This is a genomic window from Acetobacterium malicum subsp. dehalogenans DSM 11527 (assembly GCF_000472665.1).
Classification (GTDB): domain Bacteria; phylum Bacillota; class Clostridia; order Eubacteriales; family Eubacteriaceae; genus Acetobacterium; species Acetobacterium malicum.
Genome location: NZ_AXAC01000048.1, coordinates 1 through 26,677 on the forward strand (window position 1 = coordinate 1; position 26,677 = coordinate 26,677).

At 41.8% G+C, this 26,677-nt stretch carries 25 protein-coding genes and 1 pseudogene; 25 read left to right on the forward strand and 1 reads right to left on the reverse strand.

Annotation, left to right across the window (positions count from 1 at the left end):
* Positions 1 to 588 precede the first annotated feature (588 nt).
* The 13 genes and pseudogenes from A3KS_RS0115750 to A3KS_RS0115810 all read left to right on the forward strand — a co-directional run bounded on the left by A3KS_RS0115750 (position 589) and on the right by A3KS_RS0115810 (position 13,932).
* Positions 589 to 1,467, forward strand: coding sequence for a YicC/YloC family endoribonuclease (locus tag A3KS_RS0115750; RefSeq protein ID WP_051355942.1), 879 nt, complete (start codon positions 589 to 591; stop codon positions 1,465 to 1,467).
* Between the two features lie 17 nt (positions 1,468 to 1,484).
* Positions 1,485 to 2,156, forward strand: coding sequence for a guanylate kinase (gene gmk, locus A3KS_RS0115755; protein ID WP_207637763.1), 672 nt, complete (start codon positions 1,485 to 1,487; stop codon positions 2,154 to 2,156).
* A gap of 2 nt (positions 2,157 to 2,158) precedes the next feature.
* Positions 2,159 to 2,332: pseudogene (gene rpoZ / locus A3KS_RS24235) on the forward strand (DNA-directed RNA polymerase subunit omega); the annotation flags it as partial.
* Positions 2,333 to 2,462: 130 nt separating this feature from the next.
* Positions 2,463 to 4,856: a replication restart helicase PriA gene (gene priA, locus A3KS_RS0115765; protein ID WP_026395719.1), complete on the forward strand. Its 2,394-nt coding sequence runs from the start codon at positions 2,463 to 2,465 to the stop codon at positions 4,854 to 4,856.
* 36 nt (positions 4,857 to 4,892) lie between these two features.
* The gene (def, locus tag A3KS_RS0115770) at positions 4,893 to 5,333 is read left to right on the forward strand and encodes a peptide deformylase (RefSeq protein WP_026395720.1); all 441 of its coding nucleotides are present in this window, start codon (positions 4,893 to 4,895) and stop codon (positions 5,331 to 5,333) included.
* A complete protein-coding gene (fmt, locus tag A3KS_RS0115775) occupies positions 5,330 to 6,271 on the forward strand; it encodes a methionyl-tRNA formyltransferase (protein ID WP_026395721.1) in 942 nt (313 codons plus the stop codon). The genes def and fmt overlap by 4 nt, the downstream gene beginning before the upstream one ends.
* 57 nt (positions 6,272 to 6,328) lie before the next feature.
* A complete protein-coding gene (locus A3KS_RS0115780) occupies positions 6,329 to 7,030 on the forward strand; it encodes a zinc metallopeptidase (protein WP_026395722.1) in 702 nt (233 codons plus the stop codon).
* The gene (gene rsmB / locus A3KS_RS0115785; RefSeq protein WP_026395723.1) at positions 7,030 to 8,352 is read left to right on the forward strand and encodes a 16S rRNA (cytosine(967)-C(5))-methyltransferase RsmB; all 1,323 of its coding nucleotides are present in this window, start codon (positions 7,030 to 7,032) and stop codon (positions 8,350 to 8,352) included. Before A3KS_RS0115780 ends, rsmB begins: the two co-directional genes overlap by 1 nt.
* Before the next feature lie 181 nt (positions 8,353 to 8,533).
* Complete coding sequence (gene rlmN, locus A3KS_RS0115790; RefSeq protein ID WP_026395724.1) at positions 8,534 to 9,565, forward strand: dual-specificity RNA methyltransferase RlmN; 1,032 nt, start codon at positions 8,534 to 8,536, stop codon at positions 9,563 to 9,565.
* A complete protein-coding gene (locus A3KS_RS0115795) occupies positions 9,562 to 10,308 on the forward strand; it encodes a Stp1/IreP family PP2C-type Ser/Thr phosphatase (protein WP_026395725.1) in 747 nt (248 codons plus the stop codon). The genes rlmN and A3KS_RS0115795 overlap by 4 nt, the downstream gene beginning before the upstream one ends.
* Complete coding sequence (gene pknB / locus A3KS_RS21605) at positions 10,298 to 12,217, forward strand: Stk1 family PASTA domain-containing Ser/Thr kinase (RefSeq protein WP_035356540.1); 1,920 nt, start codon at positions 10,298 to 10,300, stop codon at positions 12,215 to 12,217. Before A3KS_RS0115795 ends, pknB begins: the two co-directional genes overlap by 11 nt.
* Before the next feature lie 192 nt (positions 12,218 to 12,409).
* On the forward strand, positions 12,410 to 13,297 hold the full coding sequence (rsgA, locus tag A3KS_RS0115805; RefSeq protein WP_242834782.1) for a ribosome small subunit-dependent GTPase A: 888 nt from the start codon (positions 12,410 to 12,412) through the stop codon (positions 13,295 to 13,297).
* Positions 13,297 to 13,932: a thiamine diphosphokinase gene (locus A3KS_RS0115810; protein ID WP_026395727.1), complete on the forward strand. Its 636-nt coding sequence runs from the start codon at positions 13,297 to 13,299 to the stop codon at positions 13,930 to 13,932. The genes rsgA and A3KS_RS0115810 overlap by 1 nt, the downstream gene beginning before the upstream one ends.
* 167 nt (positions 13,933 to 14,099) lie before the next feature.
* On the opposite strand, the gene rpmB is transcribed toward A3KS_RS0115810, so the two are convergent.
* Positions 14,100 to 14,288: a 50S ribosomal protein L28 gene (gene rpmB, locus A3KS_RS23280; protein ID WP_084505041.1), complete on the reverse strand. Its 189-nt coding sequence runs from the start codon at positions 14,286 to 14,288 to the stop codon at positions 14,100 to 14,102.
* 138 nt (positions 14,289 to 14,426) lie between these two features.
* Between rpmB and A3KS_RS0115815 the strand changes: the two genes are divergently transcribed.
* From A3KS_RS0115815 to A3KS_RS0115870, 12 genes are all read left to right on the forward strand, one after another.
* The gene (locus tag A3KS_RS0115815; RefSeq protein WP_026395728.1) at positions 14,427 to 14,771 is read left to right on the forward strand and encodes an Asp23/Gls24 family envelope stress response protein; all 345 of its coding nucleotides are present in this window, start codon (positions 14,427 to 14,429) and stop codon (positions 14,769 to 14,771) included.
* Between the two features lie 12 nt (positions 14,772 to 14,783).
* Positions 14,784 to 16,397 (forward strand): DAK2 domain-containing protein, encoded by a 1,614-nt coding sequence (locus A3KS_RS0115820; RefSeq protein ID WP_026395729.1) that lies wholly within the window; start codon positions 14,784 to 14,786, stop codon positions 16,395 to 16,397.
* Between the two features lie 45 nt (positions 16,398 to 16,442).
* Positions 16,443 to 18,482 (forward strand): ATP-dependent DNA helicase RecG, encoded by a 2,040-nt coding sequence (gene recG / locus A3KS_RS0115825; protein WP_026395730.1) that lies wholly within the window; start codon positions 16,443 to 16,445, stop codon positions 18,480 to 18,482.
* 8 nt (positions 18,483 to 18,490) lie between these two features.
* Positions 18,491 to 19,087 (forward strand): 16S rRNA (guanine(966)-N(2))-methyltransferase RsmD, encoded by a 597-nt coding sequence (gene rsmD, locus A3KS_RS0115830; protein ID WP_026395731.1) that lies wholly within the window; start codon positions 18,491 to 18,493, stop codon positions 19,085 to 19,087.
* Positions 19,056 to 19,547, forward strand: coding sequence for a pantetheine-phosphate adenylyltransferase (coaD, locus tag A3KS_RS0115835; protein WP_026395732.1), 492 nt, complete (start codon positions 19,056 to 19,058; stop codon positions 19,545 to 19,547). Before rsmD ends, coaD begins: the two co-directional genes overlap by 32 nt.
* Complete coding sequence (locus A3KS_RS0115840) at positions 19,544 to 19,990, forward strand: hypothetical protein (RefSeq protein WP_026395733.1); 447 nt, start codon at positions 19,544 to 19,546, stop codon at positions 19,988 to 19,990. The genes coaD and A3KS_RS0115840 overlap by 4 nt, the downstream gene beginning before the upstream one ends.
* 74 nt (positions 19,991 to 20,064) lie before the next feature.
* Entirely contained in the window at positions 20,065 to 20,904 is an 840-nt protein-coding gene (locus A3KS_RS0115845) for a CvfB family protein (protein ID WP_026395734.1), read from the forward strand.
* Complete coding sequence (locus A3KS_RS0115850) at positions 20,894 to 22,069, forward strand: DUF362 domain-containing protein (protein ID WP_026395735.1); 1,176 nt, start codon at positions 20,894 to 20,896, stop codon at positions 22,067 to 22,069. The genes A3KS_RS0115845 and A3KS_RS0115850 overlap by 11 nt, the downstream gene beginning before the upstream one ends.
* Before the next feature lie 108 nt (positions 22,070 to 22,177).
* On the forward strand, positions 22,178 to 23,824 hold the full coding sequence (ilvB, locus tag A3KS_RS0115855) for a biosynthetic-type acetolactate synthase large subunit (protein WP_487249274.1): 1,647 nt from the start codon (positions 22,178 to 22,180) through the stop codon (positions 23,822 to 23,824).
* A gap of 11 nt (positions 23,825 to 23,835) precedes the next feature.
* The gene (ilvN, locus tag A3KS_RS0115860; RefSeq protein ID WP_026395737.1) at positions 23,836 to 24,333 is read left to right on the forward strand and encodes an acetolactate synthase small subunit; all 498 of its coding nucleotides are present in this window, start codon (positions 23,836 to 23,838) and stop codon (positions 24,331 to 24,333) included.
* A 230-nt stretch (positions 24,334 to 24,563) separates the two neighbouring features.
* On the forward strand, positions 24,564 to 25,142 hold the full coding sequence (gene nuoE, locus A3KS_RS21610) for an NADH-quinone oxidoreductase subunit NuoE (RefSeq protein WP_051355945.1): 579 nt from the start codon (positions 24,564 to 24,566) through the stop codon (positions 25,140 to 25,142).
* The coding region (locus tag A3KS_RS0115870) for a NuoF family protein (RefSeq protein WP_026395738.1) at positions 25,139 to 26,677 on the forward strand (1,539 nt) is incomplete at its 3' end. The genes nuoE and A3KS_RS0115870, both read left to right, overlap by 4 nt.

Consider the following 26,677-nt stretch of genomic DNA (forward strand, 5'->3'; position numbering starts at 1 on the left):
AATATCATGAAGTTCCCAAACATCAGCACAAACGAGCCCTCGTTCTTACCGCAAGAAAACTAGTGCGCATGGTGGATGTGCTACTACGCAACCACCAACTCTATGCACCGGAAAGGAGTGTGTAGTATCGATTAATAAATCGATGCGCATATCCTTTTAAAAGCCTAATAGTATTAGGTCTGTTTAGTGATGCCTTTTTTAAAAAACAGCTCTAAATTTTTCTTAAACATTATATTGACTTATTACCACAAGTCTTTCGAATAGATGGATAGAGATGGGATGATTTTATCACGTTCTTCATAGATGTAAAAGGGTTTTTAAAAACAAGATATAAGAAACAATTAAGAAAAGTAAAATCGAATTCTATTTAGTGTTCAATAAGTAGGGAATCGTTGACTTTTTTATTGGAATTAGATATAGTATATTGATTAGGTAGCTATGTAAAAAATATCTTTTATGCAATAGTACTTAATAATCTTGCAGTTTGAATAAAAATACAATTACGAAAAAACAGTGGCCTGGTAGTAATTTCATTTATTTGTTGGCTGAAATTAACCGGGTGGATTTAAATCGAAATGGAGAAACATCATGAAAAGTATGACAGGCTTTGGGCGAAAAGATTATCGTGATGAGGAAATCGATTGTTCAATTGAGATTAAAACAATTAACCATCGATTCAGAGACTTTTTTGTTAAAATTCCTAAAACCCTTAATCCAATCGAAGAGAAAATCAGGAATACTGTCTCGCAAAGTGTGGCGAGAGGACGGATTGAAATATTCATTAAATACACGGAATTAGGCACAAAGAATCGTCGCATTGTTTTTAATCGGGATTTAGCCAAGAATTATATTTCGGTGTTAAACGAAATTCGTCGACTTGATTCGATGATCGGCGATGATCTGAGTTTATCTCTGATTTCGAAATTTCCGGACGTTATCATGATTGAAGAAGACATCGATGATTATGAAAGCATCTGGTTGAAAATTCAACCGGTTTTAGAAAAAACCCTTGAAGAGGTTGATGCCAGCCGCGAGCGCGAAGGAAGTGCATTGAAAAAAGATGTAGTCAATCGCTGTTGTATTGTTCGCGATCATGTCAAAAAGATCAAAGAAAAAAGTCCGGATATGCTGGTACGATATAGAGATGAACTGCGGGAAAAAATATCCTCCTACGTCGAGTCGGTTGAAATCGACGAAAAACGATTATTGACTGAGGTCGCCCTGATGACTGATAAGCTAAACATTGACGAAGAGTTAACCAGGCTTCAAAGCCATTTGGATCGTTTGGAAGACATGGTTGAGGAAACTGAACCAGTTGGCAGAAAACTGGATTTTCTGATTCAGGAAGTGAATCGCGAAATTAATACGATCGGTTCAAAAGCCAGCGATTTAGCCATTGCGAATATTGTAGTTGATGTTAAAAGTGAGATTGAGAAAATAAGAGAACAAATACAAAATATTGAGTAGGGGTGTTAAATAAGTCTATGAGTGATTGTCCAGTAGTAAATAAGGAATTAATAGAAGAACAATTAACTGAACCTTTTTTTGAGCGCGAAAAAGGCATTCTCATTGTTATATCGGGACCATCCTGTGCCGGCAAGGGAAGTGTATGTAAGATTATCTGCCGAAAGAATCCGGATCTGCGGCTGTCAATTTCTGAAACAACACGTCAGCCAAGAAACAGTGAGAAGCATGGCCGGGAATATTTTTATATTTCCAAAGAAAGTTTTGAAGAACGAATTAAACAAGGACAATATCTGGAATATGCAACCGTCTATGAAAATTATTATGGAACCCCTAAGGATTATGTAGAAAATTTATTGGAATCCGGATTTGATGTTATCCTGGAAATTGATATCCAGGGTGCGGCAAAGGTTCGAACCAATTATAAAGAGGGTATTTATATTTTTATTGTTCCGCCATCGATGCAGGAACTGCGACGACGAATTGAAGAGCGGGGAACCGAGAGTAAAGAACAAATGGAAATGCGTTTAAATTGTGCCTATGAAGAAATGAAAAACGCTGATGATTACAGTTATATTGTCATCAATGACGATCTCGATGATGCGGCACAACGGGTGCAAAGTATTATTACGGCGGAAAAATGCCGAACTGAACGACTAAAAAATAAAATTGAAGATATACTTGGGAGGTAACAATGCGATATCCAGCATTAAATGATTTAATTGTTAAAGCAGAAAATAAATATTCTCTGGTTCTGGCAACAGCCAAACGGGCAAGAGAAATAGTAGAAGGTGATGAACCGCTGGTGAAAATTAAAATCGATAATCCGGTCACAATAGCGACCAATGAAATCGCCGAAGATATGATCCACTGCGTTCATAAGATTCATGAACCGGAGATTGATGAACTTCTCGAAGTTGATAAGGAGTCAGCTCCGGCTTTATTCAGCAGTGACGAAACGGAAGAAACATTAACTATAACAGAATAGGATTTACATCGTGAAAATTGCCGAAGTTTTTTTAAACCAGACGAACAAACGTATTGATCATGCCTATGACTATCAAATTCCACAGCAGCTGGAAGCAGTTATTGAAGTGGGGATGCGCGTTGTAGTATCATTTGGAATCGGAAATCGGCGGGTTGAAGGTTTTGTCATCCGAATCAAAGAATCAACTGATTATTCGGGCAAAACCAAAGAAATTTGTGAAAATATTGATACGCAGTCAATTTTAAATAAAGAACAAATAGAATTATGTCTTTGGATGAAGACCGTCTATTGTTCTTTATTTTATGAAGCCCTCTCTTATTTTACGATGTCGATGCAAGTCAAACAGGAGATCGGTTATTTTAAAAAGCAGGGTAGTTTTGATCTGAATTTAAAAGAGAACTGGTTCATTGAACATTATTTTACTGACGATAAAAACGCTCTGCTGATAAAAAAAGTAAAACCTGAAGATCGACTAGTGTTAACTGCTCTCATTGAGAAAAAGGTGGTTTATGCTAAAAAGAACTGGAATATTATCAGCGACTCAAGTGGCGAAGATAGTTCAGCTGAAACAAGCTATCGACTAACGGCTTTGGGCAAGGAAGCTATTGATCGGGATAAAAAAATAGGAAAAAAACAACGCGAGTTGATGGAGTGCCTACGCCGCAATGATATGACGGCGGGAGATCTGAAAATGGTATCGACACAATTTGAAAAAAGCTTGAGTTCATTAATTCTAAAAAAGTACATTATTAAATATAAGACTTTAGCTCAAGCGCAACGGCTTAATTTACCAGGAACAGAAAAAAAAGACCAGTCAGTTATTTTGACAAGCCGGGAGCAGCATAATTATAACCAGTACCGGGAATTGACAAAAGTGAAACCAGGTGTTTTTTTTCATGTTTTTGATGGGGCCAGCAAATATCGACTGTTTTTTAAAGCCATCGAAGATCAGTTAAAATCCAATAAATCAGCCGTTGTTATCTTTCCCGAAGTCAATATGACATTTCAGCGGATGGAAATGTTCTACAAATACTTTGGTGAGCAGGTTGGGGTTTTTCACGGACGGCTCACCCAAAAACAACGGTCAGAGCTCCATCAGCGGGTTCAAAAAGGGGAATTGAAAGTGGTGATTGGGGTCCGATCGGCGCTGTTTTTACCATTTAAGAAGCTGGGTCTGATCATCATTGATGACGAGCATGATCCATCGCACATAAGTATCTCAACACCCCGGTTTCATATCGCTGATATTGCCAAAAAAGCAAGTGAAATAATGGCGACTGATTATATCATAGCGGATGACACGCCCCGGGTTGCAACCTGGTACCAAATCGAAAAAAAAGAGTTGGCAATGATTCAAATTGGCGAAGTACACAGACTTCGGCATACCATTGAAATCATCGATATGCAAAATGAAATGCATCAGGGAAATATGGGCATTTTAAGTCGGATCTTGCTTAAGTATATGCGGAGCGGATTTGAGCAGAAACGTATGAGTGTGCTGTTTATCAATAATAAGGGCTATGCTAACAGCGTGTTATGTCGCAACTGTGGTCATATTGAAAAATGTCCTCATTGTGGCATCTCTTTAAAATATTTCAATCATGATCATTCCTTGCATTGTCATTATTGCGGATATAAAATGGCGATTCCGCAACGTTGTCCGGATTGCGGCAGCGATAAAATCAGGCACATGGGTTTTGGGATCGATCAATTAGAAGAGTATCTTCGAAAAGTTATTCCGGGGATTCGAATCGGCACCGTGCAGGGTAATATGAAGCGTGCTGAAATAAAAAAAATGAACAAGGCTATTGCGAGCGGAGAAATTGATGTCTTGATCGGTACCCAGGTAATTATCAAACATTTTAACTTAACCAATGTTGGGGTTGCGGCAGCGGTTCTGATTGATCGGGATCTTAATCAGGGGAACTATCAGGCTTCAGAAACAGTTTATCAGACTTATAGCCGATTTTTTGAAAAAGCAATGGATGGTACGACAAAAGGATTGATTCAAACTCATGAACCTGAAAATGAAACAATTTATTCGATTAAGAATGAAAGCTTCCAGGAGTTTTATCGGGGCGAAATCCGCTATCGTGAAATGATGAAATACCCGCCGATAGTCAACATGGTCAGTTTCTGCATTTTTCAAATGAATGAAAGAGAAGTGGAAAACGACGCGTTTCGACTGTATGTTGCCATCAAAGAAGAATTAAAAAAATACGGAATTGGACATGCAGTTTACAAACCAGTGCGAATTGGTGTGACCAGAGGTGGAAACATCACCTATCAAATTGTCCTTAAGTCGTCGGAACCAGGCGTTTTTCAAAATTTAATGCCAGAAATCATCAGGCTTGGTATAATAGAAGAGCTGAAATCAAAGGTTTCGATTCAAAAAAATTTATAATTAATGAAGCAATAATAAGTGAATTAGGAGGAAATAATGGCTATTCGACAAATCAGAATTGATGAAGACCCAATTCTTAGAAAAAAATCTCGGGTTATCGAAGAAATAGACGAAAAAATAAAAATATTGAATGAAGATATGGTGGAAACCATGAAAAAAGCCGAGGGCGTCGGTTTAGCAGCCCCGCAGGTCGGTATTTTAAAACGCTTGTTTGTTATCGACGTTGGTGACGGACCGATGACCTTTATTAATCCGACCATCATTTCGACCGAAGGTGAAGAAGAGGATGAAGAAGCTTGTCTCAGTCTTCCAGAACAATCAGGTATAGTTAAGCGCCCAGAATCATTGGTGGTTGAAGCAACCGATCTGGATGGGACTGTTTTTCAGCTTTTCTGTTCGGATCTGCTGGCACGAGCGGTTTGTCATGAACTTGACCACCTTGATGGGATCTTGTTTATTGATCGCGTCGAAAAATGAAAGAACTCAAGATAATATTTATGGGGACAACTGATTTCGGTGTTCCTGCCCTGGAAAACCTGGTAGCAGCTGAGTATCAGGTCATCGCAGCAATTTGCCAGCCGGATCGCCCCAATAAAAGAGGAAATAAGGTAGAGATTCTACCGTTAAAAAGCAAAGCATTAGAACTGGGGATCACAGTGTTACAGCCGGAAAAAATTAAGGACCCTCAATTCATTGAACAATTGAAGCGTTTTGAAGCTGATATCTTTATCGTTGCGGCGTATGGTCAGATCCTGTCGAAAGAAATCTTAGAAATGCCCCCCTTTGGAGCCTTAAACATCCATGGCTCACTCTTGCCGGAGTATCGCGGCGCAGCCCCAATTCAACGGGCCATCATCGATGGCAAAGCAAAAACTGGGGTCACGATAATGCAAATGGGCGAAGGCATGGACACTGGCGATATGCTGTCAAAGGCAGAATGTCCGATTACCGAGAACACGACCTTTCAAAGTCTATATCGGGATTTATCTGTTTTAGGGGGAGATTTATTAATTGAAACCCTGAAAAAGGTCATGACAGGATCGCTACATCCAGTTCCACAAGACGAAACGATGGCCACTTATGCGGCAAAAATACTTAAAGATACCGGCCATATTGATTGGACAAAAACCAGCCGGCAAATACTGTATCTGATTAATGGAACGGATCCCTCGCCAGGAGCATTTGTAATCTATCAGGACGAAAAATTAAAATGCTTCACACCGGAGATCCTCGTCTGGGAGGGCCAGGAAAAGCCCGGAACCGTATTAATTGCCGATGATCGGGATGGTCTGCTTATCAAAACCCATGATGGTGCCCTAAAAATTGGTGTAGTTCAAGCACCAGGAAAAAAGCGGATGGATGCCACCGTTTTTTTACGTGGGAAAAAACTGGAAATTGGAACTGTTTTAAACTAGTCTAAGCAGTTCTTTAGGTAATTGTGCTAAGATTTAGAAAATTAAGGGGGAAATGCAATGTTTTTTTTAGAATATTATTGGACCATGTTGATACTTGTTCCAGGAATCATTTTTGCCGCCTATGCACAGCACCAGGTGAGCAGCGCCTACAAAGCGTATAGTAAGGTACCGACTAAAAATGGGTTAACCGGAGCGGATGCGGCGCGTCGATTATTAAATGCCAATGGATTAAATACCGTTGGTATCGAAAATGTCGCTGGAAATTTGACTGATCATTATGATCCCCGGAGTAAAGTTATGCGTTTGTCTTCAGGAGTTGGCCAGCAGGCCAGCGTGGCAGCAGTTGGCATTGCAGCGCATGAAACAGGACATGCCATTCAGGACAAGGAAGGCTACTGGCCCTTGCGGTTTAGAGGGTTTATTGTGCCGATTACCGGTTTTGCTTCAAATTTAGCCTGGCCTATTTTCTTTATTGGGCTTTTCTTTGGGCAGGCTTCTGGCTGGGGGACGATGTTTATGAATCTGGGAATCATTCTCTTTTCATTTAGCCTCTTCTTTACAGTGATCACCTTACCAGTAGAATTCAATGCCAGCAAGCGTGCCATTGCGGCACTGGTTGACAACAACCTACTGCAACCGGGCGAAGAAGTTGGGGTTAAAAAGGTTTTAAGAGCTGCCGCGTTGACTTATGTTGCGGCAGCACTGATGTCTTTATTAACATTGATCAGACTAATCATATTAAGAGGTTCAAGAGATTGATGAATATTCGAAAATTGGCGCTGGAAACGCTACTGAAAATTGACTATGATGGAGCCTACTCTAATTTGGAAATAAAAAGAACCTTGTTACGCTTTCCGATAAAAGATGAAGACCGTCGGCTCTATTTAAATATTGTTTATGGCTGTCTTCAAAATCAGATCTATCTGGATTATCTGATTAAACAGCAAAGTAGCCGACCGGTGAATAAATTGCATAAAGAGATCAGCGAAATATTAAGGATCGCCATTTATCAGCTCTATTTTTTAGATAAGATTCCCAACTATGCAATTGTTAATGAATCGGTCAATTTAGCTGCCGAAATTCAACCTCAGGCGAAAGGTTTTATCAATGGTGTACTGCGAAACATCATGCGAAAAATTGAAAGTGGTGGAAAAGAGTTCAAGTTCGAAAATTGGGATAATGAAAAGGAAGCGCTATCAATTCGTTTTTCGGTGCCCCTGTGGATTGTCCATAAATATTATGAAGTCTATGGCGTCGAAAAGGCCGAGGCGATCATTCCGCTGTTGAACGAAAAACCGCCATTTACGGTGCGTTGTAATACCCTGAAAACGTCAAAAAAACAATTACTCCAAGATTTGCAGGATCTCGGAGTCGATACAGTACCTGGAAACCTGTCGCCTAATGCTGTTCATCTGACAAACCTGGGGATTTTTGAAAGCAATATTGAGAATTCTCATTTGTATCGAGATGGCCATTTTCTAATTCAGGATCAGGCCGCGATGCTAACGGTCGAACGGCTCAATCCCAAACCGGGGAATCGCGTGTTGGACATGTGTGCAGCACCTGGCGGGAAAACAACCTATTTGAGTCAGATGATGGATAATGACGGGCAGATTATTGGTCGCGATATTTATGCCAGCCGGTTGAAACTTGTTGAACAAAGCATGCAACGGCTGGGTTGTACAAATATCATTCTGGAAGATCAGGATGGCTGCGACTTTTCACAGGTCGATGAAGCCTCTTTCGACAAAATTCTATTGGATGCTCCCTGTACGGGTCTTGGGGTTGTTAGACGAAAACCAGAAATAAAATATCACAGTACTAAAGAAGGCCGCAAAGCACTGGTAAAAATACAGGCGACCCTACTTGAAAACGCCGTCCGGTATTTAAAACCTGGAGGTGAGTTGCTTTATTCAACCTGCACCATTAATAAGGATGAAAATGAAAATCAGATTAATAAACTGCTGGTTAAATTTCCCCAGCTACAGATCATTCCCGATGACAATGGTAATGATTATACCTATACCAGCCCTTTAATGGATGGCTGCGACAGTTTTTTTATGTGCTTATTAAAAAAATAACAAAGTCGCCCCAGTAATTGGCTGATTATATGAATTATGACTAAAGAAAAGATACCACTTTAAACAGAGAAAAAAGAATTTTGAAAAAATTGAATTCGATCAATTATTTTGATATAATAGAGCAATCTATGTAAAGCATCCCGTTGAGTGTAATGCTTCTCTGATAGTATAGGAGTAAAACATGAAGGAAAATATTTTTGGCAAAGACATCAATGAGTGTGAAGGACTCATGATCGACCTTGGCGAGGCCAGGTATCGTGGGAAACAATTGTATCAATGGCTATATGAAAAAAGATGCGGAAAGTTTAGTGAGATGACCAATTTTTCCAGTGGCTTGAGAGAAAAGTTATCGGATCAATATGAATTGTTTCATGGAAAAATTGAAACTAAACAAGAAGATCATCACGATGGTACAAAGAAATATTTAATTGAGCAAAAAGATGGCCAATACATTGAAGCTGTGTTGATGCACTATGAACATGGCGCTTCGTTGTGTGTGTCAACACAGGTTGGATGTAATATGGGGTGCAAATTCTGTGCCTCCACAAAAGGCGGAAAAATCAGAGACTTAAGCACTGGCGAAATATTGGCTCAAATCTATTTAGTGGAAAAAGAAGAAAAACTGCGTATTTCTAATATCGTGATGATGGGAATCGGCGAGCCTCTTGAGAATTATGATGAAGTGATCAAATTTATTCGTATCGCCAATACGGGATTTGGAATCGGGCAACGAAAAATAAGTCTCTCTACCTGCGGTATCATTCCGGGAATTAAAGCTTTGGCTGAAGAGAATCTGCAGATTAACTTGGCAATATCGCTTCATTCGGTTTTTTCGGAACGCCGAAAATTATTAATGCCGATCGCAAACCGCTATGATTTTGAGCCATTGATGGAAGCTTGTAAAGTTTATTTTAAAAAGACGGGAAGACGGATTACCTATGAATACGCGCTGATTGCGGGCTATAACGATCGTGATGAAGATATAGCCGGATTGATCAAACTTTTAAAAGGAAGTCAAAACCATTTGAATCTGATTGGGTTGAATGAGATCCAGGAAACCGCTTATAAAGAGAGCCCCCGATTGAGTTATTTTCTGGCGGAACTGGAAAAGCATGGAATTAATGTTACGATGAGACGCAAAATGGGAAGAGAAATTGACGCGGCATGTGGTCAGCTTCGAAAAAAAAGAGATGAGGATAAGGTGAGTTTATGAAATGTGCCTATGGATCCAACGTTGGATCACTGAGAAAGGTAAATCAAGATGCCTACTTGGCAGCAACCATAAAAAACGTTGATCGTATTTCTTATGTTTTTGCAGTGGCAGACGGACTGGGAGGACATCGAAGCGGCGAAATAGCGAGTAAAACAGCGGTGGATTTTATCAAAAATAATTTATCAGGGATCAAGAATTATTTTGATCCTGAAGAGATGATGTCTTTTGTAAAATCCATTAATTTAGAACTCAAAAAAATTGGTGATGATGAACCCGCACGTTTAGGCATGGCAACCACCTTGACCATGTGCATCGTTGACGGGAATTATTTATGTATTTGTCACGTCGGCGATAGCCGCACCTATAGTATTACCGTGGACGAAATCATCCGCTTGACGAAAGACCATTCTCTTGTTCAGATCCTTGTCGATGAAGGGAAAATAACCCAGGAAGAAGCAGAAATACATCCCCAAAAAAACGTAATCACCCGGGCCTTGGGAACGGACAATTCAGTCAATGTAGATTTTTATCGTTATGAGATCAATCCGGATGCAATCTATCTTATTTGTTCGGATGGCCTTTTTAATATGGTTTGTGATCAGGATATGAAGACCATTATTTTGGAAAATAGTCTGGAAGATGCAGCAAAAAAACTCATCGATCTGGCAAACATAAACGGAGGCAAGGATAATATAACGGTTGTCCTGTTCAAGCCTCTGGAAGGAGTGCCTAATGCTCAGTAGAACCTTAGGAAAACGTTACGAAATAGTGGAGTTGATTGGACGAGGCGGGATGGCCTATGTTTATAAAGCTCGAGATTTAAAACTGAATCGGTATGTGGCAGTTAAAGTATTGCGTGAAGAATATACCGAAAATGAACAATTTATCAAAAAATTTGATCGTGAATCCCAGGCAGTTGCCTGTTTATCCCACCCTAATATTGTCGGCGTTTATGATGTTGGCGTTCAGGATAATATCTACTACATCATTATGGAATATGTTGATGGGATAACCCTGAAACAATATTTAATGAGAAAAGGGCGTCTTGATTATACCGAAGCGACCCGATTTGTGATGGATATCTCCAATGCTTTACGTTGTGCCCACGAAAACAAAATAATTCATCGGGACATTAAACCACACAATATTCTGTTAACCCGGGACCTCGTTCCCAAGGTGGCTGATTTTGGAATTGCCCGGGCGATTACCAGTTCAACCGTTACTATGACCAATCAAACCATGGGTTCGGTTCACTATATTTCACCGGAACAGGCTAAGGGTGGCTTTGTGGATGAACGTTCAGATCTCTATTCGTTGGGGATATTATACTATGAATTACTAACGGGGAAGCTTCCCTTTGATGAAGAAAACACCGTTACCATCGCCATCAAACACATTCAGGAAGAGATAGTCCCACCTAAATTACTGGAACCAAAAATACCGGAACGGGTCAATCAGATTGTTGTTAAACTGACTCAGAAAAAGCCGGACGAGCGCTATCAGAATACCGATGAGCTGACGGAAGATCTTGAAGCGGTGTTGGAAAACCTGAGTTTTGTGACTGGGGATGGAAATCACCTCGGAAACGATACCCATATTATTCGCGAAGGTCTCTTTCATGTGGAGAATACTGGCAGTCACGCCACTGTCCGTGCCGATGAAGAAGAGGAAGATGACGAATATTATTATGAAACACCTAAAGAAACAGCCGCCCGAAAAAAGAAACGTAAGATCATTCTTGTTTCGGTTTTTGCTGCTGTGGCCATTGTCGCCATCGGCGTGATGGCATTTGCTTTCTTTTCAGGGAAGACGGTGGAAGTGCCGGACGTAAAAGGAAAGACAGCGACGGAAGCAAAATCGACCTTAGAAAAGCTGAATCTGGTTCTGGAAATTGAAAAAGAAGTTTACAATGCTGATGTTGAAGCGGGACAGATCATTACACAAAATCCGGAAAGCGGGAAAGAACTACAAAGTGGGAAAACCGTCAAGGTAACCGTCAGTAAAGGTGTAAAAACCGGAACCGTTCCGTCAGTAATCGGATTAAGTGAGACAGAAGCAGTCAAAGCTATAGAAGCGGCCAACTTCGTAGTCGGTGAAATTAAACGGGAGTACAACAGTAGTTATAATGCCGACATTGTCTTCCAAATGAATCCTAGTGGCAATTCAACTGCTAACGAAGGGACTAAGGTTACCATTTATGTTAGTAAGGGTGAAGATCTGGTCACCGTACCAAGTGTTATTGGTCAGACCGAGGCTGATGCCAAGAGTACCATCACAAATGCGGGGTTGACAGTAGGTGCGATAACCTATGAAACCAGCTCTGATTACTCAAAAGGAATGGTCATGAAGCAGTCCCCCACCGATGGTAATCAGGTTGCTAAAGGGGCAGATGTGGCGATTGTGGTCAGCAGCGGAAAAGTATCAACACAGAAATTGACGATTGATTTAAGTGAGTATATTCAAACAACTCCGGCCAAATCGGTTAAAGTCAAGGTTGTCTTAACCGCGGCGGATAAAACTGAGACGTTGATTTATGAGGGCACCAATATGTCAGACGATGTGTTTTCAGTTAATGTCGAAGGCGTTGGTAGAGAAACCTATGAGGTCTTTATTGATGGATCTAGCGTTGGAACGGGTTACATTGAGTTCTGATTATAAATAATGATTAACAAAAAATATTAGATGATATTTACGGGTTTATATAACAATTAAGCATTCAATTCGTACATTTCCATGAAAGGTCCGACTGAAACGATGTTTCAATTGATTATAGAAACCCGTATTTAATTTAAAAGGTGCTGCGATCTCATAAAGAATTTAAAATTTGAACAAGGAGGATTAATATTGATATCAAACGAACAAATAGCGGGAAAAATTATTAAGGGCATCGGCGGATTTTATTATGTAAAAACTGATCAAGACAATAGTGTATTGGAGTGTAAGGCTAGAGGTGTATTAAGACATCAGAAAATTATCCCCACTGTTGGTGATGAAGTGATGATTCAATCGGATAATCCTGGAGAATGGATGATCGAGTCAATTTTGCCTCGCAAAAATATTTTCTTAAGACCACCAGTTGCTAATGTCGATATCGGCCTCATTGTCTTTTCAATGACAAATCCGAAACCGAATTTATTGCTTCTGGACATGCTTTTAATCAGTTCAGAAATTCAATATGTTAAACCGATTGTCTGTTTTACAAAACGTGATTTGACAAGTACAGCGGAGGAAATCGCGATTAAAGAGATCTACGAAAAAACCCCATATAAGCTGTTTTTTTTCAGCAAGAATGATACGGAGACGATGGATAAGATTATCAGTGAAATAGGCGGTAAAACGGCTTTTATGGCAGGTCCATCAGGGGTTGGTAAATCGACTATGGCCAACTATTTGTGTGCGGATCAAACGATGGAGACCGGGGCACTGAGTCAAAAATTAAAAAGAGGTAAACATACGACCCGTCATGTCGAATTGCTGGAAACCAAGAACGGCGGCTATTTACTGGATACCCCAGGCTTTTCTTCATATAAGATTTCAGAAATGATCAAACCAGAAGAACTACGGGAGTATTTTCCGGAATTTTCACGGGGCGAGTGCCGCTTCAAAAGTTGTCTTCACAATGAAGAGCCGGGCTGTGCCGTTAAAAAGTCGGTGGCAGCTGGCGAAATCAGTGCCGTCCGTTATGAACATTATTTAAGCTTGCTGGATGAAATAAAAAAGGAACAATATTGATGAAGGTGATCATTTTTACAAATGGGGAGTATCACGATAAAGGTTTTTATGAAGAATTTCTAAAAAAAATCAAGGCTGATTACCTGATCTGTGCTGATGGTGGCGCAAATTATGCCAGAGAACTTGACCTCAAGCCGGATGTTATTATTGGTGATATGGATTCAATTACGGCTGAAACCAGGGCGTTTTTTAAAGCGATAAAATTTGAATCTTATCCAACAAAAAAAGATGAGACAGATACTGAACTGGCGATTACCCATGCCATCAAAATGGGCGCTGATAAAGTGATCATTCTCGGTGGCCTGGGCTCCCGGATGGATCATAGTCTGGGTAATATCTATTTACTGAAACGGTTTATCGATGTTGGGATCGAAGCTGAAATGGTCAATGAAAAAAACCACATTTGCATGATAGGAAAAACGACAACATTTAATTTTCCGACTGGTACGATTGTTTCGATATTGCCGATTGGTGGAGTGGTGGAGGGGCTGACGATTACTGGATTTGAATACCCCATTGATGAAGGGCAAATGACCATTGACAAGCCTTATGGTATCAGCAATGTGACGAATGATAGCACACAGTGTATCGCTTTTAAAAAGGGGCTGCTACTGATCGTTATTCCGGAAGATTAGAAGAAGTAAGAAGTGTTTGTTGAAAATAAAATGTATCAGAGAGTCTGGGTTTTGAGTGGTGTCAGATGGCTGCCAAACGAGTGCTACTCGTCTGGCATTTGGTTCTGACACAAGAAAAAAGAGTCCGATTAAAGACTCTTCAACTATGGTTCCGCAGATAAAAGAGACTAAGCTCTTTCGACTTTACCGGATCTCAAACAACGTGTACAAACACTAATTCGTTGTGGTGTGCCTTCAATTACAACTTTAACTCTTTGCAAATTGGGTTTCCAAACTCGTTTATTGTGTTTATTTGAATGACTAACCTGGTTGCCACTAACAACGGTTTTTTTACATACAAAACATTCTTTAGCCATGACATAACCTCCCTTACGCTTACCTTTTATAAAACAAGGTGTATTATATCATGAGAATTAAAAATAAAGCAATAGAAATTTTGACTTAAGTGGAATTATTATGTAAAATAGAGAAATAAAAATAAAAGGAGCAATTCGATGAAAGTAAATAATGAGTTAGGATATATTGATATTACCCGAAAAGCAATTGCGGATATTGCTGGAAACGCTGCTATGGAATGCTATGGACTGGTAGGAATGGCTCACAAACGAGGAAAAGATGGTCTGATCGAAATTCTTTCCGGAGAACAGGCGAATAAGGGTGTGGGTGTGATCATCGAAGACGATCGATTAGTGATTGATCTTTATGTCATTGTTGAGTATGCGATAAAAATCTCGGTTGTTGCTGAAAATATCATATCCAATGTAAAATACCGGGTGGAAAAAGAAACATCATTAAAAGTGAAACGCATCAGTGTGAATGTAGTCAGTGTGCGTGTGTAAATGGAGGACAGAATGAAAACCCAGACAATTGACGGTGAAATGCTCATAAAAATGTTTCGTTATGGGGCGAAAAATCTAGAGATCAATAAACGAATTGTAGACGAACTCAATGTATTTCCGGTGCCGGATGGTGATACTGGAACGAATATGTCACTTACCTTTAGTCATTCGGTTTCTGAATTTGATAAGATTGAAAAACTGAATGTTTATAGTGTGGCCAAATCAGCCTCATCAGGAGCCTTGATTGGGGCCCGGGGGAATTCAGGTGTGATTCTCTCACAATTACTGAGAGGCTTTGCAGAAGGCTGTAAAGCTCAGGAAGATCTGGATATTGCATCATTAGCCGGTGCTTTAAAGCTGGCCTCCGATGTGGCTTATAAGGCGGTAATGAAACCTACCGAAGGAACGATTCTCACCGTAGCCCGAGAAATGGGTGAGTTTGCGATGGCGAAATACGACACCTACGACAGCTTGGAAAGCTTTATGGCCGATGTCATTCATCATGGTAAGGTCACGTTGGAAAAGACCCCAGAGATGCCTCCGGTATTAAAAGAAGCTGGTGTGGTTGATGCCGGCGGGCAGGGACTTATTTGTATTGTTGAAGGGGCTCTTAAAGCACTGCTTAACGAAGAATTGGGGGTGGAGCTGGAGATTAAATCGAGTAACCTGGACAAATTTGTTGATGACTCCCATATGAAACCTGAAGATATAACCTTTGGCTATTGCACAGAGTTTATTATTCAGGAAGCCGAAGAAGTAGATGACAGCGATTTGAGAGCGTATTTAAATACGCTCGGAGACAGTGTCGTGGTTGTTAAAGATGATGCGATTGTTAAGGTTCATCTACATACCGATAATCCTGGTTTGGCATTGGAACGGGCCGGTAGTCTCGGCAGTTTAATCCGTATAAAAATAGACAATATGCGGGAACAATTTGCTTCCAAGGGAACCAAACCGGATGAGGTGCTGATACCTTATGGGTTTATTGCGGTCTCTCCGGGCGATGGATTAACGAAGCTGTTTAAAGATCTTGGGGTGACCCGAGTGATTTCAGGTGGTCAGACGATGAATCCCAGTACCCAGGATTTTTTAAATGAAGTAGATAAACTAAATGCCGAAACCATTTTTATTTTTCCCAACAACAGCAATATTATTATGGCAGCTAAACAAGCCAGCGAAATATCTGATAAGCAAGTTCACGTCATCGCGTCCAAGAACATTCCCCAATGTATTGCGGCGATGCTGGCATTTTCGCCGGAAACAACACCGGCTGAGAATGCGTCAGCGATGTCAGAAGCAATTAATCATGTGGCAACCGGGGAAGTAACTTACGCCGTCAGAGACACGAAAATCAATGGCTTAAAAATCAAAAAATCCAATGTCATCGGTATTACCGGAGGCGAAATCAAGTTCACTGGAAAAAGCATTAAGGCTGTAACCGAAGAACTGCTCAGTGATATGGTCGACGAGGATAGTGAGTTGATCTCGATATATTACGGAAAAGATGTTTCCGAAGAAGATGCCAATACCCTGGCCGAGGAACTGGCCGAAAGTTTCGAGGAATGCGATGTAGAAATGCATTATGGCGGACAACCCCTATACTATTACATTGTGTCGGTGGAGTAGCCTTAAATCGAAATTTATTCACAAGATATAACATGAGGAAAAACCATGAAATGGGAAGATTCACTGGAAAAAATAAAAGGTGTTGGACCCAAGCGGCGTGAAGCCCTGGCCAAGGCCGGGATAAAAACAGTCGGGAGCCTGTTATCCTACTATCCCAGAAAATACATTGATCGCAGCGTTTTTGGCAAGCCGGAGCAGTTTTTTGAGGATCAGGAAATTTCCCTTAAAGCTACGGTTTTAGATAAAGGCCGGGTTCAACGGATTCGGGGAAATCTTTCGCTTTTTACGGTGCCACTGTTATGGCAAGAAAATAAAATCTCGGCGGTGTTTTTCAATCAACCCTATTTGAAAGGTACCTTCCAGGAGAATCAGGATTATTATTTTTATGGCAAGGTTAAAAAAGCCTATGGTGGCACAAAAATCACCAATCCCCAGTTTGTGATCGCCAGTAATCCCGGCAAATTTTTTGAGCTGACACCAGTGTACCGGAACATCCAGGGAATTCCTGGTAGTGTCATCCCAAAAGCCTTGAGTCAGATTTTTGCGGGCGATCTGGAGGTTCGGGATTCGATGCCGGAAGAGATCCGTTCTTCTGAAAAATTACTGGATATGAAAAGCGCCTTGAAGGTCATTCATTTTCCCCAAACGGCCGAAGATGTTATTCAGGGAATTGAACGACTCAAATTTAATGAAGCTTTAAAAATAAATATGGGGATCATGTCCAGCGCCCGGGAAAAAAGGTACTCAGATATTGAAATTAATCTGTTTGCCGGTTTAGAATCCTTTATTGGCAGTTTGCCCTATGATCTGACTGCTAGCCAGCGATCGGTGATTGATGACATCATCGCCGATTTCGAGCACGGCCAGGTCATGAATCGGCTGGTTCAGGGGGATGTGGGTTCTGGAAAAACGGTTATTGCAGTGATTGCCGCCTTTCTGATGGCACAAAATGGTTATCAGACCGCTTATATGGCTCCCACCGAGATTTTAGCTCAGCAGCATGGTCGCAGCTTTAGTGACCTGTTAAAAAATACTGGTATTACTGTCGAAGTGGTGACCGGTAGCCTCAAAGCCAAAGAAAAACGAGCGATTCTTGAGCGTGTTGCCAAGGGCCAGGTATCGGTGATTATCGGTACCCATGCCCTGATTCAGCAGTCGGTGGATTACTACAATCTGGGATTGGTGATAACCGATGAACAACACCGTTTTGGGGTTAAGCAGCGGAGTCAGTTATCATTAAAGGGGAACCAACCCCATACCATGGTTATGAGTGCTACGCCGATTCCCCGAACATTGGCGTTGATCCTCTATGGGGATTTGTCGGTTTCCTATATCGATGAACTGCCCAAAGGCCGAAAACCGATTAAAACCTACTGTTATAATGAAGCGTCATTGTATAAAATTCTGGGTTTTGTTCAGGAGCAAATGTCAAAAGGTCGGCAGACCTTTGTGATTTGTCCATTCATCGAGGCGTCAGAAGAACTGGAAGAGGTTCGCGATACGGAATCGGTCTATTTGGAACTGTTGCAAAAAATTGAGCCTGGATTTCGGATGGCATGCCTCCACGGTCGTCTGAAAAGTGAGGATAAAGAATCAATCATCGAGGCATTCAACCAGGGCGAGATTGATTGTCTGGTCGCAACCAGTATTATTGAGGTTGGTATCGATGTGCCTAACGTCAGCACAATGGTGATTCTCAGTGCCGAACGATTTGGACTATCCCAGTTGCATCAGCTGCGTGGTCGGGTGGGACGGGGAAATCATCAATCTTTTTGTTTTCTGGTTACCAATTCCAAAAGTGAAGATACCCTGGCCCGGATGAAAGTGATTGTAAATAATCGCAACGGCCGTAAGATTGCCGATGAAGACTTTAAATTAAGAGGGCCGGGAGATTATTTTGGTTTTAAACAGCATGGCTTGCCGAAGCTCGGTTTACTTAATCCCACCGAAGAACTGGCCTTGATTAAACGAACAAAAGAAATTGCCGAGGTCATTTTTGAGTCCCACAACCACGAAATGATGATCTTTCGAGACGATGTACTGAAATCATTTTATATCGATATAGCAGATATATCATTTAACTAGGAGAAAAAATGCGAATAATTGCTGGTGAAAAGCGCGGTAAAAAATTGGTACCCATCGCAGGCGATGGGATCCGGCCAACCGCTGACAAAATCAAGGGGGCGATTTTCAACAGCCTCCAGAATGAAATAAGAGCGGCCACCATATTTGCGGACTTATTTTCGGGAACGGGTGCCATGGGACTGGAAGCACTCAGCCGGGGCGTGCCGTTGGCTTATTTTTTTGATGTTTCCAGCGAGAGTATCCAAACAACAAAAAAAAACATCAGCCTGCTGGGTTATGAAAATCGCGCCCGCGTCTTTAACCAGTCGGCCCGTAGTGGGGTGGAAATGCTGGCGGTCAATAAGGTCCAGTGCGATATCATCTTTATGGATCCGCCCTATTGTCAGGTCGATGAGATTTTTCAATTATTAGAAATGATTTCTGAAAAAGAAATTCTTTCGGAAAATGGAAAATTAGTGATAGAAACAGAAAAATCTGTTATAATGCCATTAGTAAAAAATAAATTAACGTGTTACAAGTCAAAAAAATACGGTATCACGACAATTAGTTATTATTCTAGGGAGAATTATGAGCTTGAAAATTGCAGTTTACCCCGGGAGTTTTGATCCCATAACAAAAGGTCATCTTGACATGATTGAAAGAGCAACAAAAATATTTGATAAGTTGATAGTTTGTGTGATGGTTAACAGCAGCAAAAACTATCTTTTTAACTGCGAGGAACGTGTGGGGTTGATTAAGGATTGTCTTTCTGGAATCGAAAACGTTGAGGTTGATTTCTACGATGGACTCCTGATCGATTATGCAAAAATGAGAAATACCAATATCATTGTCAAGGGGCTTCGGGCTTTTTTGGATTTTGAATATGAGTTTCAAATGGCATTAACCAATAAGCATCTTGATAATGAGATTGAAACATTTTTTATGATAACGAGCAATAAACACTCTTATTTAAGCTCGACTTTAGTAAAAGAACTTGTTAAATATCAGGGAGACGTATCCGATTTTCTCCCTAAGAACGTTGAAAAAGCGATACAAAAGAAGTATGAGGAAGGATGTATGAAATGAGGGTACTTGACTTATTGGCAGAATTAGAAGAAGTCGTGGAAAAAGGAAACACGCTTCCCTTTTCATCTAAAGCGTTAGTAAATCCTGAAGAAGTAATAGAGATCATTGATGAAATCAGAGATTCACTGCCGGAAGAACTGGCAGAAGCAAAAAAAATCGTCGCCGAACGAAAAAAAATCATTTTTGCCGCCCAAAGTGAAGCAGACCATATTAAAGCTGAGGCAGAAAAGCGGCTGAGAGAATTAATTGATACGAATGAAATAACAAAAAATGCCACCGCTAATGCCAATGAGATTATGCGAAATGCAAATGTAAGTGCAAAGGCATTAAAAACAGGAACGCAAAACTATGCAGACAAATTGCTCTATAGTTTTCAGATACAATTAAAAGAAATGAACGATCAAATTGAACAGAATCGGCGCGAATTAAAAAACATGAAATAATTGGTAAAACAAGGGTTGTGTGATGAACACGGCCTTTTTTATGCCTAGCTACTAAAATAAAAGAGGTTGAAAAAATGATAGAAATAGGAAAAGTACAAACACTGACCATCGAACGGATAACGCCCATTGGTGCGTATTTATCGGACGGATTCGATACGACTGACGTCGTCTTGTTGCCGGAAAAAGAAGTGGCAAAGAATGTCCGGGCTGGTGATCAAATTGAAGTATTTGTTTATCGGGATTCAAAGGATCGACTGATTTCGACAACCCGGGAACCGAAAATTCAGTTGGGCGAATTTGCCGCTCTTAAGGTTGCGGATGTTACCAAGGTCGGTGCCTTTCTGGATTGGGGATTGGAAAAAGATCTGTTGCTTCCTTACAATGAGCAGACCGTCAAGGTCCAAAAAGGTCGGGATTATCTGGTTAATCTGTACACTGATAAAAGTGACCGCTTATGCGCGACAATGAAGATTTATCCGCTGCTGAAAGTCGGTGCGCCCTACAAGATGGGTGATTGGATTGAAGGATATGTTTATCAGATCAATCCAGAGATTGGCGCCTTTGTGGCCATTGATAATCTGTATCACGGTTTGATTCTGATCAAAGATGCTAACTCTGACATTCATTGTGGTGAAAAAATCCATGCCCGGGTATCTGAAATCCGGAATGACGGAAAGCTGGTTTTGAGTCCGAATAAAAAAGCCTATAAAGAAATCCCCAAAGATGCCGTTGTTATTCTCACAAAATTAAACGAAAGCCAAGGTTTCTTGCCGTATAATGATAAAACCGAGGCGTTTATAATAAAAAAAGAATTTGATATGAGTAAGAGTTCTTTTAAGCGCGCTGTGGGTAAACTATTAAAAGAGAAAAAAATCAGAATAACGGAAAGAGGCATTGAGAAAAATGGAAAATAAAAAATCCCGTGTTGTTATTATGGGTTGTGAATCCTATGATAATGAACTGGTTTATGAGAAATTGAAAGCGGCCGTTGAACTCCTCGGCGGGATCGAACAATTCGTAAACGAGCAAGAGAGAATTTTACTCAAACCCAATCTGCTAAGAGGAAAAACTCCAGACGCTGGCATTACAACACATCCGGCAGTATTTGAAGCGATGATTCGACTACTGCAAGAGGCTGATTATAGCCACCTTGCCTATGGGGACTCACCAGGTTTCGGATCACCCTCCGGAGCCGCTAAAGAAAGTGGTCTTGCTGCCATTGCGGCTAAGTATAAGGTACCATTAAAAGAATTCAGTCAGGGTCAACAGATGGATTTTTTTCTGGGCATCGGAACCAAGAAATTTGATATTGCCCAGGGTGTTTTAGAGAGTGATGCGATTATCAGTCTATCCAAAATGAAAACTCATGGTCTAACCCGGATCACTGGAGCCATTAAAAATCAATTTGGTTGCGTTTATGGATTAAATAAGGGGATGTCCCATGCTCATTATCCGAATGTCAGAAGTTTTTCAAAAATGTTGGTGGATTTAAATCGCTATCTCATCCCCAAATTGAGACTTTTTGTCATGGATGGAATTGTTGCCATGGAAGGTAATGGTCCGGCGTCAGGAAAACCCGTGCCAATGAATGTATTACTGGTTTCGGATGACCCGGTGGCGCTGGATGCGACCTTTGCCAGAATGATTAATCTGGATCCTACCTTCATTCCTACGATTACCTTTGGTGAAGAAATGGAACTGGGTTATTGGACCGAAGAAAACATTGAAATTCTGGGGGATCCATTTGAGAAGTTTTACAATCCCGACTTTGACGTGGTGCGGATTCCTGTTCATGAAGGTGAACCATCGACTCTTTCTGCATTAAAACCGATTCAGGATTTCATTATCCAGAAGCCGGTGGTTGATAAGGAAAAATGTATCGGCTGCGGGGTCTGCGAAGATAGCTGTCCGGTTGAGAAAAAGGCCATTCGAATTGTTGAAAGGAAACGAAGAAAATACCCGTTGTATTTTTATAACCGTTGTATTCGTTGCTATTGCTGTCAGGAAATGTGCCCGGTCGGCGCAATTTCAGTTAAAACTCCGCTGTTGGGAAAACTAACCATCTATAAAAATAGTTAATTTGACTTTCGGGTGCTTCCATGCAAAAATCTCTTTGTCTAGAGAGAAAAAAGTCATTGACAAAATGCTTAAATTTTAATATGATAATCGGAAATACTTAAAAAGGGAGTGATTCCACTGTTAGCATCAAAATTAATTTTAAAATGTCTCGAACGAGAAAATGTTGAGTTTGTGTTTGGTTATCCGGGAGGTGCCCTGTTGCCCCTCTATGAAGCATTTAGAACATCTCCAATTAAACATATTTTAGTGCGAAACGAGCAGACAGCACCGCATTATGCGAGTGGATATGCCAGAGAGTCTGGGCGTGTTGGCGTATGTTTAGCAACATCCGGACCTGGAGCAACCAATCTGGTAACCGGCATTGCAACCGCTTACCTTGATTCAATTCCAATTGTCGCCATTACCGGCCAGGTGGATCGGGCACTAATCGGAACAGATGCCTTCCAGGAGGCAGATATCACTGGTGCAACCGCTCCCTTTACAAAACACAGTTATTTGGTTCAAAATGCGGCGGACATCCCCAGAATCATCAGAGAAGCTTTTCATATTGCTTCAACAGGCCGCCCGGGTCCGGTTCTGATCGATATTCCCAGAGATGTTCAACTGGAAAATGTCAAAACCGGGCTGACCTATGATAAGGTTGACATTATGGGGTACAAACCAAATTTGAATGGCCACAGTGGCCAGATCAAGCGGGCAATTAAAAAGATAAAAGAAGCGGAAAAGCCGGTTATTTATGCCGGTGGCGGCGTGGTATTGGGAAATGCCCAAACAGAACTACTCGCTTTTGCGGAAAAAAACAATATCCCGGTGATTACTTCGTTGATGGGGATTGGTGCTTTTCCGGAAGATCACCCCTTATACTGTGGTATCGTCGGCAGTCATGGTTATAAGTATTCCAATGTCGTAATGAATGGAGCCGATTTAATAATTAATATTGGTGCCCGGATGTCCAATCGGGCCACATCCCATTTAACTAAATTCGAGAAAGATACTGATTTTGTCCATATTGATATCGATCCTGCGGAAATTGGCAAAAATATGGAAACTAGCATCCCGATTGTAGGGGATGCCAAAACTGTTTTATCCGAGTTGATCCAAAAGGATACCATTAAGGATCATGCGGCCTGGCTGGCTGAAATAGAAACGATTCGTATTAACAACCCATTGGTTTACGATGCTGATCCGCCGTGTAGCGATTTGATCAACCCTAAAGTGTTATTCAAGGATATGTCCGAGATGACCGCGAATAATACCACGGTTGTCGGTGATGTCGGTTTGAATCAGATCTGGTCGGCTTTATATTACCGGATCATAAAGGACCGAAGATATTATACTTCCGGCGGATTGGGGACCATGGGTTACAGTATTCCGGCCGCCTGTGGGGCAGCTTTTGCAACCCTTGATAAACCCAAGGAAATTTTCATTGTCTGTGGCGATGGCAGCTTCCAGATGAGTATGGGTGAACTGGGCGTCATCGCTGAACATCAGTTGAATGTCAATATTATTCTGATTACCAATACCAAGTTGGGAATGGTACGGCAGTTACAATTTGATAATTATGGAAAAGGACATTACAGCGGAACAGACATTAATTTTGATATTGATTTTATGAAACTGGCCGAAGCCTATGGCATAAAAAGTTATAAGGTTGATAAAAATGCTGACTTTAACAAGGTACTCCCAGAAGTGATTAAACACCAGGGTCCGACCTTGATTCAATGTCAGGTTCATCCTGATTTCATAAGGATATAGGGAGAGTGATTATGGAGAAAAAAACCTGTTTATCATTATTAGTAGAAAACAATTTCGGTGTGTTAAGCCGCATTTCAGGTCTTTTTGCAAGACGTGGTTATAATATTGACAGTCTGACAGTAGGGACCACCGAAAATGCTGAACTCTCGCGGATTACCATTACTGTAACCGGAGATGATCAAATCTTGACCCAAATAAAGAAACAATTAAACAAGCTTATTGATGTAATTACGGTTATCGAACTGAAACCCGACGATTCCATAATCAGAGAGTTGGTCTTTATCAAGGTGAAAGCTGATGATACAACCCGATCTCAGATCGTTGAAATTGCAAATATGTTTCGGGCCAATATAGTCGATGTATCGAGAGAAAGTCTGGTCATCGAAATTACTGGTACCCGCTATAAAATTGAAGGCTTCTTTGAAATGGTTGAACCCTATGGTATACTAGAATTCGTCCGATCGGGAGATACTGGTTTACAACGGGGTGGGAGAATTCTATCCCATTAATAATTTTCAAACAATATTAATAATTTTCAAACAATTAAGAACAATATATTGGACGAACCGCTGGAATGGATTTCAGCGGTTCGTAACCGTTACGGTGCTTTTAATTTTTCGTTTTTTTACTTAAATTATGAACAAATATACAATTTTTTATATGTTAAAAAGTGTATAATTATGGAGACTATAAATTACAGAAATAATATAGCTGCCAAAATTGAAAGGAGTTTTATCATATGAGTCATGAAACACACGACCACCATCATGAACCCGGTTGCGGCTGCGGTTGTCACGGTGATCAGCCAAATCCCTTTGCGGAACTAAACCCGGTACTAGATCGCTACGCCGACATCCCCGGAAGTTTGATCACGATCCTGCAGAAAGCCCAGGAGCTCTACGGTTTTTTATCGGTTGAGCTGATGCGCCATATTGCCCTGGAAACCCACACCAGCATTGCCAAGGTTTACGGGGTGGCCACCTTCTATACCCAATTCCGCTTTGAACCGGTGGGGAAATACCTGATCATGCTCTGTCAGGGCACCGCCTGTCACGTCAACGGCTCCAAACAGGTCGAAGAAGCCGTGATGGACTACCTCGACATCAAAGAAGGCGAAACCACTTCCGACGGACTGTTCACCCTNAACAACGTGGCNTGTCTGGGNTGCTGCAGCTTATCNCCGGTNATGATGATCAACGACGANACCTACGGTCAGCTGACCCGNGACAAGGTNACCCATATTCTGGCCGAGTTAAAAGAAGCTGCCAAGAGTGATGTTATTGGTTTAGAGACAAGCGCCCAGGAGGTGACCGCATGAAAATCGTAATCGGATCAGGCAGCTGCGGCATCGCCGCCGGTGCCCACAAAGTCCAGACCGCCTTTGAAGCCATCATTGCCGAAAAAGGTTTAAATCTGTCAGTCGAACAAACCGGCTGTATTGGCACCTGTTATCTCGAACCGATCGTTGACGTGGTTGACGATGCCGGCAAGAAGATCACCTTTGTCAATGTCACTACCGAAGATGCCCGGCGGATCATTGACGACTATGTCGTCGCCCAAAAAGAACTCGCGGATTTGCAGATCTCTCAGGAAGATCTCACCATGATCGGCAAACAGAAACGGATTGTCCTGCGCAACTCCGGGATCATCGATCCCGAACGGATTGACGACTATCTGGCCGTTGACGGTTACCTGGCCGCTAAAAAATGCCTGACTGAAATGACCCCGGAAGCGATTATCGAAACCGTCAAAGTCGCCGGCTTAAAAGGCCGGGGCGGCGCCGGTTTCCCGACCTGGTTCAAATGGGACGCCGCCAAAAAATCGCCCGGGACCACCAAATATATGGTCTGTAACGCCGACGAAGGTGACCCCGGTGCCTTTATGGACCGCTCCGTCCTCGAAAGCGATCCCCATGCCCTGATCGAAGGGATGTTAATCGGCGCTAAAGCCATCGGTGCCAACGAAGGGATCGTCTACGTCCGAGCCGAATACCCCCTGGCCATCGTCCGGCTTCAGAAGGCCATTGATCAGGCTCGGGAAAAAGGTTATCTGGGAAAAAATATTTTAGAAACCGGTTTTGACTTCGACCTGCGCATCAAAGCCGGTGCCGGAGCCTTCGTCTGCGGTGAAGAAACCGCCCTGATCGCTTCATTAGAAGGGGAACGGGGGATGCCACGGCTCAAACCACCCTTCCCGGCTCAGAAAGGTTACTGGAACAAACCCACCAACATCAACAACGTCGAAACCTTCGCCAACGTGCCCTGGATTTTCCGTAACGGCGGTGATGCCTATGCCGCCCTGGGCACCGCCGAGAGCAAAGGTACCAAAGTCTTTGCCCTCACCGGCAAGGTCAAAAAAGGCGGTCTGGTGGAGATCCCCATGGGCCTGACCCTACACGATGTTATTTTTGACATCGGTGGCGGCATCAAAGCCAATAAAGCTTTTAAAGCCGTGCAGATGGGCGGCCCCTCCGGTGGCTGCATCCCCGCCAGTCTTTTGGCTACCCCGATCGACTACGCCGAAATTACCAAAACCGGCGCCATTATGGGTTCCGGCGGGATGGTCGTCATGGACGAAACCACCTGTATGGTGGACATGGCGCGGTTCTTCCTCGACTTCACCTGTAAAGAATCCTGCGGAAAATGCACCTATTGCCGTGTCGGCACCACCCGGATGCTGGAAATCCTCAACCGGATTACCCAGGGAGAAGGACAGGATGGCGACATTGAACTGCTCGAAGAACTGTGTTACAAGATCAAAGACGGTTCCCTATGCGGCCTCGGTCAGACCGCTCCCAACCCGGTACTGACCACCATCAAATATTTCCGTAACGAATATGAAGATCATATTTAC